This window comes from Corallococcus sp. RDP092CA, from assembly GCF_041903675.1.
Classification (GTDB): domain Bacteria; phylum Myxococcota; class Myxococcia; order Myxococcales; family Myxococcaceae; genus Corallococcus.
Genome location: NZ_JAYESI010000002.1, coordinates 436056 through 448536 on the forward strand (window position 1 = coordinate 436056; position 12481 = coordinate 448536).

Consider the following 12481-nt stretch of genomic DNA (forward strand, 5'->3'; position numbering starts at 1 on the left):
ACACCCACTCATGCTCCGGATGAGCAAGATGACCGACTACGGCATCGTGCTGATGACCGAGCTGGCGCGCGCGGACGGGGAGACCCGCACCACGCGAGAGCTGGCGGCACGCACGCGCGTCTCGCTTCCGTCCGCGAGCAAGGTCCTGAAGGGCCTGTTGCAGGCGGGGCTGGTGGTCTCGCACCGCGGGGCGAGCGGCGGCTATGGCCTGTCGCGCCCGGCGGAGTCCATCTCGCTGGCGGAGCTGGTGACGGCGCTGGAGGGGCCGGTGTCCCTCACGGAGTGTGGCCAGCACCAGGGCTCGCCCGCGGGGCCCTGTGAGCTGGAGTCCGTCTGTCAGGTGCGCAGCCACTGGCGCCTCATCAATCAAGCCATCCAGGAAGCGCTGGGGAAGTTGACGCTCGCGGACCTGCGCGCGCCCGCGCCCCGCATCCCGGAGCGGCTGGTGGGCCTGGGCCTGCCGGCGTCCGTCAGCGCTCCTCCTTCCGTCACGGGGGTCCGTTCATGAGCAGCACCGACACCATCCAGGAGCTCACCCGCAGGGGCTACCAGGCGGGCTTCGTCACCCAGGTGGAGGCGGACACGCTGCCGCCCGGCCTGGACGAGGACGTCATCCGCGTCCTGTCCGCGAAGAAGAACGAGCCGGCCTTCATGCTGGAGTGGCGCCTGAAGGCGTACCGCCACTGGCTCACGCTGAAGGAGCCCTCGTGGCAGGCGGTGAAGTACCAGCCCATCGACTACCAGGCCATCCGCTACTACTCGGCGCCCAAGCAGAAGCCGAAGAAGGACAGCCTGGCGGAGGTGGACCCGGAGATCCTCCGCACCTACGAGAAGCTGGGCATCCCGCTGGAGGAGCAGAAGCGGCTCCAGAACGTCGCGGTGGACGCGGTGTTCGACTCCGTGTCGGTGGCCACCACGTTCCGGGAGAAGCTCTACAAGGCGGGCGTTATCTTCTGCTCGTTCTCCGAGGCGGTGCGCGAGCACCCGGAGCTGGTGGAGCGCTACCTGGGCACGGTGGTGCCCTTCTCCGACAACTTCTTCGCGGCGCTCAACTCCGCGGTCTTCAGCGACGGCTCCTTCTGCTACGTGCCCAAGGGCGTGAAGTGCCCCATGGAGCTGTCCACGTACTTCCGCATCAACGCGGCGGACACGGGCCAGTTCGAGCGCACGCTGCTCGTCGCGGACGAGGGCGCCTCCGTGAGCTACCTGGAGGGGTGCACCGCGCCCATGCGCGACACCAACCAACTGCACGCGGCGGTGGTGGAGCTGGTGGCGCTGGACGGCGCGTCCATCAAGTACAGCACGGTGCAGAACTGGTACCCGGGCGACGCGGAGGGGCGCGGCGGCATCTACAACTTCGTCACCAAGCGCGGCATCGCGCACAGGGGCTCCAAGATCTCGTGGACCCAGGTGGAGACGGGCTCGGCCATCACGTGGAAGTACCCCAGCGTCATCCTCAAGGGGGATGACTCGGTGGGCGAGTTCTACTCGGTGGCGCTCACCAACCACCGGCAGCAGGCGGACACGGGCACGAAGATGGTGCACATCGGGAAGAACACCCGGTCCACCATCGTGTCCAAGGGCATCTCCGCCGGCCGCGGGCAGAACACGTACCGGGGCCTGGTGAAGATGCTCAAGAGCGCGGCGAACGCACGCAACTACACGCAGTGCGATTCGCTGCTGCTCGGCGACGCGTGCGGCGCCCACACGCTGCCGTACATCGAGGTGAAGAACGCGACCGCGCAGGTGGAGCACGAGGCGTCTACGTCGAAGATCGGCGAGGACCAGCTCTTCTACTGCCGGCAGCGCGGCATCTCTCAGGAGGACGCGGTGTCGATGATCGTGAACGGCTTCTGCCGGCAGGTCTTCAAGGAGCTGCCCATGGAGTTCGCCGTGGAGGCGCAGAAGCTGCTGGGCGTGAGCCTGGAAGGGAGCGTGGGGTGATGGCGTCGCTGTTGAGCATCCGGGACCTGCACGCCCGCGTGGGCGGCAAGGACATCCTCAAGGGCATCCACCTGGAGGTGGGCGCCGGCGAGGTGCACGCCATCATGGGGCCCAATGGCTCCGGCAAGAGCACGCTCGCGGGCGTGCTGGCGGGGCGTGAGACGTATGAGGTGACCAAGGGCTCCGTCGTCTTCGACGGCAAGGACCTGCTGGGCACGCCGCCGGAGGAGCGCGCGAAGGCGGGCGTGTTCCTGGGCTTCCAGTACCCGGTGGAGATCCCGGGCGTGGGCAACCTGCACTTTTTGCGCACGGCGCTCAACGCGCAGCGCCGCGCCAGGGGCGAGGAGGAGCTGGACGCCATGGACTTCCTCTCCCTGGCCAAGGAGAAGGCGAAGCTCGTGCAGCTGGACACGGCGTTCATGAACCGCTCCGTGAACGAGGGCTTCTCCGGCGGAGAGAAGAAGCGCAACGAGATCTTCCAGATGGCGGTGCTCCAGCCCCGGCTGGCGCTGCTGGATGAGACGGACTCGGGCCTGGACATCGATGCGCTGCGCGTCGTGGCGGGCGGGGTGAACTCGCTGCGCTCCAAGGACCGCGCGATGGTGGTGATCACGCACTACCAGCGGCTCCTGGACTACATCGTTCCGGACCACGTGCACGTGATGGCCGCGGGCCGCATCGTGCGCTCGGGCGGACGCGAGCTGGCGCTGGAGCTGGAGGAGAAGGGCTACGGCTGGATTGGCGCGGAGGGGGCCGGCAAGGCGAAGGAGGCCCGGCCATGAGCGCGTCCCACTACGTGGAGGTGGCCCGGGCCCTCCAGGCGCGCGGGGACGCCCCCGCGTGGCTCCAGGCGCTGCGCGAGGAGGGCCTGAGCCGGTTCCAGGCGCGCGGCCTGCCCACGCCCAGGGACGAGGAGTGGAAGTACACGCCCGTCGCCACGCTGTCGTCGCGGCCGTTCCAGCCCGTGCGGGACGTGTCCGCGGGCCCGGACGTGGCCCGGGCGGTGGAGCGGCTCGCGCTGCCCGGCCCCCGGCTCGTGTTCGTGGATGGGCGCTTCGTGCCGGCGCTGTCGGTGCTCTCGGGCCTGCCGCGGGGCGTGGTGCTCAAGCCGCTGTCGCAGGCGCTGCGCGAGGACGGGGCGCTGCTCCAGGAGACGCTGGGCCGGACCTCCCGGCCGGCGGCGCATGCCTTCACGGCGCTCAACGCGGCGCTGCTGGAGGAGGGCGCGCTGCTCACGCTCGCGCCCCGGGCCCTGAGCGAGGTGCCGGTGCAGCTGGTGTTCCTCGCGCGCGGCGGCGACGGGCCGGTGCTGGCCAGCCCGCGCGTGGTCGTGGTCGCGGGCGAGGGCAGCGAGGCCACGCTGGTGGAGACATACGCGGGCCTGGGCCCGGGCGCGACGTTCACCAACGCGGTGACGGAGGTGTCGCTGGGGGACAACGCCAGCCTGCGCCACTTCAAGCTCCAGGCGGAGGGCGACGCCGCGCTGCACCTGGGCGGGCTGTATTCGCGGCAGGGGCGCGACAGCCGCTTCCAGTCGCACGCGTTCTCCTTCGGTGGGCTGCTTGCGCGCAACGAAGTGCACGCGGCCTTCGCGGGCGAGGGCGGCGAGTGCGTGCTCAACGGCCTGTTCGTGGGCCGGGGCTCGCAGCACCTGGACCACCGCACGGACCTGGACCACGCGGTGCCGCACTGCTCCAGCCGCGAGCTCTACAAGGGCGTGCTGGACGACCGCGCGCGCGGCACCTTCCACGGGAGGATCCGCGTGCGCGAGGACGCGCAGAAGACGGACGCCAGCCAGCAGAGCCGCAACCTGCTGCTCTCCGAGGGCGCGCAGGTGGACGCCCGGCCGCAGCTGGAGATCCTCGCGGACGACGTGAAGTGCGCGCACGGCACGGCGGTGGGGCGGCTGGATGACAACGCGCTGTTCTACCTGCGCTCGCGCGGCATCCCGAAGCGGGAGGCCGAGCGGATGCTGACGCAGGCGTTCGCGAGCGAGCTGGTGCGCGCGGTGCCGGAGGGGCCGGTGCGCGCGCGGGTGGAGGCGTTGCTCGCGGAGAAGCTGCCGGGTTCGGCGGAGGTGATGGGATGAGCGGACCTGGATTCGACCTCGCGCGGGTGCGCGCGGACTTCCCCATCCTCCGGCAGGAGGTGCGGGGCCGGCCGCTGGTGTACCTGGACAGCGCCGCCACGGGGCAGAAGCCGCAGGCGGTGCTGGACGCCATCACGCGCTACTACACGCACGACAACGCCAACGTGCACCGCGGCGTGCACATCCTCTCCGAGCGCGCCACGCAGGCCTTCGAGGACGCGCGCGAGACGGTGCGCCGCTTCATCCACGCGAAGGACGTGCGCGAGGTCATCTTCGTGCGCGGCACCACGGAGGCCATCAACCTGGTGGCCGCCACCTACGGCCGCAAGCACGTGGGCGCGGGCGACGAGGTGCTCATCTCCGCCATGGAGCACCACTCCAACATCGTGCCCTGGCAGATGGTCTGCGACGCGGCGGGCGCGAAGCTGCGCGTGATTCCGGTGGACGCGCGCGGCGAGCTGCGCATGGAGGCCGTGGACGCGCTGCTCACGGAGAAGACGCGCCTCTTGGCCATCACGCACGTGTCCAACGCGCTGGGCTCCGTGAACCCCATCAAGGAGCTGGTGGCGAAGGCGCACGCGAAGAACATCCCGGTGCTGGTGGACGGGGCGCAGTCAGTGACGCACTTCCCGGTGGACGTGCAGGACCTGGACTGTGACTTCTACGCCTTCAGCGGGCACAAGCTCTTCGGGCCCACGGGCATCGGGGTGCTGTACGGCAAGCTGGCCATGCTGGAGTCGCTGCCGCCGTACCAGGGCGGCGGGGACATGATCCTCTCCGTGACGATGGAGAAGACCGTCTACAACCGCGTGCCGCACCGCTTCGAGGCGGGCACGCCGGACATGGCGGGTGCGGTGGGGCTGGCCGCGGCCATCCACTACCTGGAGGCCGTGGGCATGGAGGCCGTGGCCCAGCACGACCAGTGGCTGCTCGCGTACGCGACGCAGGCGCTGGAGGCGGTGCCGGGGCTGAAGCTCATCGGCACGGCGCCGCGCAAGACGGGGGTGCTGTCCTTCACGCTGGAGGACGTCCACCCGCACGACGTGGGCACCATCCTGGACCAGGAGGGCATCTGCATCCGCACCGGGCACCACTGCGCCCAGCCGCTGATGCAGCGCTTCGGGGTGGCGGCCACGGCGCGCGCGTCGCTGGCGCTCTACAACACCCCGGAGGACGTGGACGCGCTGGTGAAGGGACTGCACAAGGTGAGGGAGGTGTTCGCGTGAGCTCGGACCTCAAGGACCTGTACCAGGAGGTGGTGCTGGAGCACTCCAAGCGCCCGCGCAACTTCCGGGTGGTGGAGGGCGCCACGTGCGCGGCGGAGGGCTACAACCCGCTGTGCGGCGACCAGCTCTCCGTGACGCTCAAGCTGGAGGACGGCGTCATCCGCGACATCGGCTTCCAGGGCCAGGGGTGCGCCATCTCCAAGGCGTCCGCGTCGCTGATGACGGGCGCGGTGAAGGACAAGACGCGCGAGGAGGCGCGGGCCCTCTTCGAGCGCGTGCACACGCTGGTGACGGAGGGGCCGGGCCAGGTGGACCTGGAGTCCCTGGGCAAGCTCGCGGTGCTGTCGGGCGTGAGCGAGTTCCCGGCCCGCGTGAAGTGCGCGAGCCTGGCGTGGCACACGCTGAACGCGGCGCTGGACGGCCGCACCACGTCGGTGTCGACGGAGTAGGGAGGAGGGTTCATGCGAGGCGCGATGACGATCATCGAGCGCGACGTGGACGCGATGCTCATCCCCAGCGGGGACAAGGTGTTGCTGCCGGCGGGCTCGGAGCTGACGGTGGTGCAGACGCTGGGCGGCAACGTCACGGTGCAGGACCCGTACGGCCAGCTGTTCCGCATCGACGAGAAGAACGCCGACGTGCTGGGCGAGGAGTACGCCGCCAGGGCGAAGGCGCCCGACGCGGACGCGGTGCCCGGCGAGTTCAACGAGGAGCAGGTCTGGGAGCAGCTGCGCACGGTCTACGACCCGGAGATCCCGGTGAACATCGTGGAGCTGGGCCTGGTGTACACGTGCAGGGCCACGCCGCTGGACGCGGGCGGCCAGCGCGTGGACATCGAGATGACGCTCACGGCGCCCGGCTGCGGCATGGGGCAGGTGCTGGTGGAGGACGTGCGCTCCAAGGTGTCCGCGCTGCCCGGCGTGAAGGAGGCCCACGTGGAGCTGGTCTGGGAGCCGCAGTGGGACCAGAGCCGCATGTCGGACGTGGCGCGGCTCCAGCTGGGTTGGATGTGAAACCGGGGCGTGACGTCGGGCCCTGAGGCGTCAGGCCAGGGCCTTCCTCCCCCGGGCGACCAGGCCCAGCGTGGCCGCGGCGGCGAGGCCCCCCGCGAGCCACCGGGGCCAGCGCGGCGCGGCCTCCGCGGTGGCGCGGCGGGCGATGGCGGGCGACATCCGCTCCGCGAACAGCTCCACCATGGCGTGCTCGAAGGCGAGCAGGTCGTGCGGCCCCCGGCTGGACACCCAGTTGCCGTCGCGCACCACGGGCTCGTCCGTCCAGTGCGCGCCCGCGTTCTCCAGGTCGTTGCGGATGCCCGGCCAGGACGTCAGGTGCCGGCCCTCCAGCAGGCCCGCGGACGCGAGCAGCCACGGCCCGTGGCAGATGACCGCGATGGGCTGATCCAGCAGGTCCGCGTCCTTCACGAAGTCCAGGGCCAGGGCGCTCTGCCGGAGGAAGTCCGGGTTCATGAAGCCGCCGGGCAGGAGCAGCGCGTCGAAGTCCGCGGCCTTCACGTCGCGCAGCGTGGCGTCCACGCGCACCTTGCGGCCGGGCACCAGCAGGTTCATGCCCCGGATGCGGCCCTTGTGCAGGGAGACGATGGTGACGTGCGCGCCCTCGCGCTCCAGGCGCTTCACCGGCCGCGTCAGCTCCACCTGCTCGAAGCCATCCGCCGCCAGCACCGCCACCCGCATCCCCTTCAGCTTCTTCATCGCCCCGTCCTCCTGGATGTCCGTCAATGCCCCACAACCCGAAAGGACACGGTGCACATGCCCTCCCGGGGGGAGAAGCGGGGGGTAGACAGGCAGGCGGGCGCCCGGGGGCGCGTCGGGGCGAGGTCGTCCGCGGGGCGGGGGCGACGCGGCACGCGGGGGCGCTGGACGCCCCGGGGGAACGGCTCTACGACGAGGGCAGCCCGTGCTTCCTCCGGCGGTGTGTCGCCACTGGAGCGCGGGTCCCTCCTGGAGGCGCACCGCCATGTTCCCCTCGCTCTCTTCCCGGATGCACCGCGGCCTGCTCGCGAGCACCGCGCTGCTGCTGGCCCCGCTGGGCTGCGCCACGTCGTCGCAGGCGGGCGCCGCGCGTGACGAGGCGGCCCTGCGCACGGACGAGCCGCCGCGCATGAAGCCGAAGTGGGGGATGGTCATCCACGGCGGCGCGGGGGGCATCTCTCGCGAGAACCTGACCCCGGAGCGCGAGGCCGCGATGCGCGCCGCGCTCACGGAGGCGCTCCAGGCCGGGCACGCGGTGCTGGCGAAGGGAGGCCGCAGCCTGGACGCGGTGACGGCGGCCATCCGCGTGCTGGAGGACTCGCCGTACTTCAACGCCGGCAAGGGCGCGGTGTTCAACCACGACGGCGTGACCGAGCTGGACGCGGCGGTGATGGACGGCAAGACGCGCATGGCCGGCGCGGTGGCCGGCGTCCATCACATCCAGAACCCCATCGACCTGGCGCGGCGGGTGATGGAGAAGTCGCCGCACGTGATGCTGGTGGGTGACGGCGCGGAGGCCTTCGCGCGGTCGCAGGGCATGCCCCTGGTGGACGCGAAGTACTTCTACACGGAGGAGCGCTGGCAGGGCCTCCAGCGCGCGCTGGAGCAGGAGCGCGCGAAGGAGGCGCCGCCCGCGGAGCAGGGGCAGCCGCCCACGCAGGGCCTGGCGCCCGCGCAGCCCGTGACGCCGGGTCAGCCGCCCGCGCAAGGCGCGACGCCCGCGCAGCCGTCATCACCGACTCAGCCGCCCACGCAGGGCCTGGCGCCCGCGCAGCCCGTGACGCCGGGTCAGCCGCCCGCGCAAGGCGCGACGCCCGCGCAGCCGTCATCACCGACGCAGCCGCCCGCGCCGGCCCGGCCCGCGACGCCCGCGCAGCCGCAGCCCGGCTCGTCGCTGACGCCGGGCGTGGCCCCCATCACGGGGGACCACAAGTTCGGCACGGTGGGCGCGGTGGCGTTGGACATGGAGGGCAACCTCGCGGCGGGCACGTCCACGGGAGGGATGACCAACAAGCGCTTCGGCCGCGTGGGGGACTCGCCCATCATCGGCGCGGGCACCTACGCGGATGAGCGCTGCGCCGTGTCCGCCACGGGCCACGGCGAGTTCTTCATCCGCTACACGGTCGCGCGCGACATCTGCGCCCGCGTCGAGTACCAGGACCTCCCCCTGCTGGAGGCCGCCAACCACGTCGTCAACGACGTGCTGGTGAGGGCGGGCGGCGAGGGCGGCGTCATCGCCATGGACCGCCAGGGCCACGTGGCCATGCCCTTCAACTCCAGCGGCATGTACCGCGGCTACATCGGCGAGGACGGCACGCCCACCGTCTCCATCTTCCAGCAGCCCTGAGCGCCCGGGCCCGGCTCCCGCGCACCCTGGACGGCCGCGCGGAGAGCCCCGGACTCGGAGCAGGCTACTGCTTCACGAGGAACAGCTCGCGCACCTGGAGCAGGTCCACGTCGCCCGCGAAGGCGGAGAACTTCTCGTACTCCGCCGGCGACACGCGGGCGCGGGGCAGGTTGAAGGTCTCCGCGATGCTGAGCGTGCGGCCCTCCTGCTTCTCCGACCGGGTGTAGTGGCCGAACTCGCTGTCCACCTTCAGGCCCGCCTGCGGATCGCTGAGCTTCCAGCCCTGGGGCAGGGTGACGGTGACCTGGGTGCGGCTGGCCTCCGTGTCGTCGATGTAGAGCGGCGTGGTGCGGGTGGACAGCTGCACGTAGCGCCGGCCCAGCAGGGCGGGGAAGGTGAGCGGCCCCAGCGCCATGCGGCTGTCGCCCTCCAGGCGCCCGAAGCGGGGCACGGTGAACGCGTAGCGCAGCACGAAGGGCGCGCCCACGGCCTCCTGGCGCTCCAGCTTCACGGAGGACAGCTCCGCGCCGCCGAAGTAGCGCGCCACCGCGCCCTGGAGCGCCTGGTTGCGGCTCTCCGCGGAGAGCTGCTCGAAGGCCTCCGCGATCTGCGCGGCCTCGAAGCCGGTGTAGGTCTCCTCGCCCTGGCCCTTGAGGCCGCCGTCGGCGCCCAGCTCCAGGGTGAGCTTCACGTCCTTGCCCGCGCGCGGCTTGAGCGGCGGCGTCTTCACCTTCTGCAGGGGCCGGCCGGGCTCCGGCAGCAGGTACGCCTCGCGCTCGCCCATGGCGGCCTCCGGCAGCTCGCCGAAGGGGCCGAAGCGCACGGACGTGTCCAGCCACACCGGCTGCTCCCCCGGCACCTCCACGCGCAGCGCCGCGTAGGGCAACAGCGCGTCCGCCGGGAAGAGGTAGGGCGCGGGGTCGGTGTTGAAGGTGCGGATCGCGGCGATGCGCGACGGGATGCCCAGCGTCTCCAGGCCCGCCTTCATCACCGTGAGCCGGCTGCCGCGGTCCTGCGCCAGGGTGGACGCCGCGGACTGCGCCAGGCTCGCGTCGCGGCCGGAGAAGCGCTTCATCACCGCGGCGTGCAGCGCCTTCACCGCCTCCAGGCCCTTCTTGCCCTCCGTGGCCTGGCGCGCGAAGGCCTCCACCTCCGAGGTGCGCAGCCACCGGTCCTGGAACGCGTCGCCATACACGCGCGCCAGCCCGTCGTTGCCCGTCTCGCCCGCGCCCACCATCACGAAGGGCAGGTACTCGTTGCCGGAGGGCGGCGCGTCCGGCTCCGGGATGAACGGCGGCACGCGGCGCGCGTCGTAGTGGAACACCTCCACGTCGCCCTTCACCTCCGGCGGCGGCGCCTTCATGCCGTGCGCGTCCACCTTCATGCCGCTGCCCTTGGGCGCGACCACGGTGTACGTGCTCCACGCGTTCGGCTGGTTGGCGATCTGGAAGTAGAACGCGGACGCGGTGAAGCCCGGCTGCGCGGGGCCGCGGTCGCTCTCGGCCAGCAGGTACTCCACCTCCACGGAGTCGCCCACCTGCACGCCGGGCAGGCTCATGGTGTCCTTGCCCTCGATGTTCTCCGGCTCCAGCACGCGGCCGTCGGCCTTGAGCGTGCGCAGCGCCAGCACCTGGGCGCCGCGGGGGATGTTCACCTCCGCGATGTCCTGCACGCCCGACTGCTCCAGCGCCTTCTGGATGGTGTGGATGCGGTTGACGAGCGAGCCGTCCGGATTGACCTGCACCGCCGCCGCGTCCAGCACGTACGCCGCCGCGCTGCCGCCGGTGACCGGCGCCGCCTCGTAGGCCTTCAGCGCCTCCTTGCCGTCGATGGCGTACGCCGCCAGCAGCTCCTTGCCCGTCTTCGCGCGCTCCACCGCGCGGCGCAGCGCCAGGTCCGTGCCGTCCAGCTTGAGCGCCTGCTCGCGCACCTTCAGCGCCTCCGCGCCCTGGCCCGCGTACTCGCGCACGTCCGCCAGCCGCTTGAGGACCTCCGCGTTGCGCGGCCACACGGCGGCCTGCCCCTGGAGCACCTTCGCCGCGTCGTCGTAGCGGCGCAGGCTCACGTAGACGTTGGCGAGCGCCGCGGCGGTGGTGAGGTTGTCCGGGTCCCGCGACAGCAGCTGCGCGTAGCCCTTCGCCGCGCCCTCCAGGTCGCCGCGCGTGCGCAGGTGGTCCACCCGCCGCGTGTCCGCGCCAGGGCAGCCCTCCTGGGCCGTCACCAGCTCGTCGGTGCGGGCCACCGCGTCGCGCCGGCGCGCCAGCGAGTACTGGAGCCCCAGCGCCTCGCACAGGCCCGGCTGGGCCTCCAGCGCCGAGGCGAGGGAGACCTCCGCCTGCGCGTCCACGTCCAGCGCCAGCGCGGCGCGGGCCAGGAGCAGGTGCACCGGGAAGCCCGCGGGCTTCACCGCGTCGCGCGCCGTCTTGAGCGTGTCCAGCGCGGTGGCCGGCTGGCCGTCACTCAGGAAGAGGTCCGCGCGCAGCAGCAGCGCCGCCACGTTGCCCGGGTCCTTGGCCAGCGCCGCCTCCAGGTCGCGCGTGGCGCGGCCGCGGGCCACCTTGGACGGGATGCCGCGGTCCTGCGCGGCCTGCTCCGCGCGCAGGGTGAGCAGCGCGGGCGTCGTCACCTCCAGCTCCGCCATCAGCCGGTGGGTGCCGTCCAGGTCGCGCGACAGGCCGTCGCGCACCGCGAGGAAGGTGCTCAGCGGCTCACCGGCCTCGCCCTGGAGCGCGCGGGCCAGGTCCTCCGCGTCCGGGTACATGTCCGGGGCCTCCAGCGGGGCCGGGGCGCTCGCGTTCCAGCGCGGCGCGGGCCCGGTGGCGGCGGTGAGGCGCACCCCGGAGGGGCTGCCGTCCGCCTTCACCAGCGCGAAGGACAGGCCGCCCTGGGTGTTGTCGCGGGACAGCTTCACCAGGAAGCGGTGCTTGCCCGCGGGCAGCTCCAGCGCGCGCGCGCTCACCGTGGACGCGGTGCGCGCCCAGTCGCGGCGCTCCAGCACGGGTGCGCCGTCCATCAGCACCCGGTGCGACGTCTGGCTCACCGTGCGCAGCACGTACGCGCCGGCCTGCGCGATCTCCGCGTCGATGCCCAGCACGTACATGTCCCCGTGGCCGGGCTCGCCGCCCAGGTCCAGCCGGCCGTCCGGCGAGCGCAGCGTGCGCGCCGCCAGCGGGCCGTATGCGCCCGTGAAGGGTCCCGCGAAGGAGCCGTCCTTCTCCAGCGGGAGCGGCTCGTCGATGGCCAGCACGTGGAAGGGGGAGAAGGGGCCCACCAGCGTGGCCTCGCCCGCGCCGCCCACGTCCTGGAGCGTCCGGGCCTGCATGGCCGAGTCCGCGCGCAGGCTCGCCACGGACAGGCGCGCGGCGCGCAGCAGGTAGGCCGTCTCACCCCGGGCGCCGGCGGCGAGCGCGGCGTCCACGCCCTGGAGGATGCGGTCGTCCTCCGCGCGGGACGTGCCCACGCGGTCCAGCACGTAGCGCGCGGCGATGACGGCCACCGGGTGGCGGGGCGCGCGCTTCACCAGCTCCAGCGACGCGGTGAGGGCGCGGTCGGACTGGCCGTTGCGCCGGGCCAGCAGCGCCTGCCCCTCCAGGGCGTACGGGTCGCCGGGGTCCTTCTTCACGGCGGCGTCGAAGCGCTCCTGCGCGAGCTTCGCGTCGCCCGCGACGAGGTACGCGTGGAAGCCCGCGAACGCGAGCGTGCGCGCCTCGACGTCACCCTGGCCGGCCCGCTCGGCGGCGGACTCGAGCACGTGGGGCGCGACGACGGTGGAGGGCCGGGGGCAGCCGGTGAGGCCGGCGACGAGGGCGAGCGCGGTCAGGCCGCGACGGAAGGTGCGCATGCGCATAGGGGAGCCGAGGGATAATGCAATCCCCTCGGAGAGGCC

General features: G+C 72.6%; 10 protein-coding genes. 8 read left to right on the forward strand and 2 right to left on the reverse strand.

What is annotated here, in order from left to right; all coding sequences use genetic code 11:
- Window positions 1-10: 10 nt before the first annotated feature.
- Genes U8525_RS04060 through sufT form a run of 7 tightly spaced genes read left to right on the forward strand, consistent with a single transcriptional unit; the run spans window position 11 to window position 6272 of the window.
- Entirely contained in the window at window positions 11-508 is a 498-nt protein-coding gene (locus U8525_RS04060) for an SUF system Fe-S cluster assembly regulator (protein ID WP_374261405.1), read from the forward strand.
- Window positions 505-1944: a Fe-S cluster assembly protein SufB gene (sufB, locus tag U8525_RS04065; protein WP_374261407.1), complete on the forward strand. Its 1440-nt coding sequence runs from the start codon at window positions 505-507 to the stop codon at window positions 1942-1944. Before U8525_RS04060 ends, sufB begins: the two co-directional genes overlap by 4 nt.
- Complete coding sequence (gene sufC, locus U8525_RS04070; protein ID WP_374261409.1) at window positions 1944-2726, forward strand: Fe-S cluster assembly ATPase SufC; 783 nt, start codon at window positions 1944-1946, stop codon at window positions 2724-2726. Before sufB ends, sufC begins: the two co-directional genes overlap by 1 nt.
- Window positions 2723-4033, forward strand: a complete 1311-nt coding sequence (sufD, locus tag U8525_RS04075; RefSeq protein ID WP_374261411.1) for a Fe-S cluster assembly protein SufD — start codon at window positions 2723-2725, stop codon at window positions 4031-4033. The genes sufC and sufD overlap by 4 nt, the downstream gene beginning before the upstream one ends.
- A complete protein-coding gene (locus U8525_RS04080; RefSeq protein ID WP_374261413.1) occupies window positions 4030-5259 on the forward strand; it encodes a SufS family cysteine desulfurase in 1230 nt (409 codons plus the stop codon). The genes sufD and U8525_RS04080 overlap by 4 nt, the downstream gene beginning before the upstream one ends.
- On the forward strand, window positions 5256-5708 hold the full coding sequence (gene sufU, locus U8525_RS04085; protein ID WP_374261416.1) for a Fe-S cluster assembly sulfur transfer protein SufU: 453 nt from the start codon (window positions 5256-5258) through the stop codon (window positions 5706-5708). The genes U8525_RS04080 and sufU overlap by 4 nt, the downstream gene beginning before the upstream one ends.
- 12 nt (window positions 5709-5720) lie before the next feature.
- Window positions 5721-6272, forward strand: coding sequence for a putative Fe-S cluster assembly protein SufT (gene sufT, locus U8525_RS04090; protein ID WP_374261418.1), 552 nt, complete (start codon window positions 5721-5723; stop codon window positions 6270-6272).
- 30 nt (window positions 6273-6302) lie between these two features.
- On the opposite strand, the gene U8525_RS04095 is transcribed toward sufT, so the two are convergent.
- A complete protein-coding gene (locus U8525_RS04095; RefSeq protein WP_374261420.1) occupies window positions 6303-6968 on the reverse strand; it encodes a type 1 glutamine amidotransferase domain-containing protein in 666 nt (221 codons plus the stop codon).
- A gap of 265 nt (window positions 6969-7233) precedes the next feature.
- On the opposite strand from U8525_RS04095, the gene U8525_RS04100 reads away from it, so the two are divergent.
- Window positions 7234-8595 (forward strand): isoaspartyl peptidase/L-asparaginase, encoded by a 1362-nt coding sequence (locus U8525_RS04100; RefSeq protein ID WP_374261422.1) that lies wholly within the window; start codon window positions 7234-7236, stop codon window positions 8593-8595.
- Window positions 8596-8659: 64 nt separating this feature from the next.
- Here the strand turns inward: U8525_RS04100 and U8525_RS04105 are convergent, their stop codons facing one another.
- On the reverse strand, window positions 8660-12436 hold the full coding sequence (locus tag U8525_RS04105; RefSeq protein WP_374261424.1) for a tetratricopeptide repeat protein: 3777 nt from the start codon (window positions 12434-12436) through the stop codon (window positions 8660-8662).
- Between the last annotated feature and the right edge of the window lie 45 nt (window positions 12437-12481).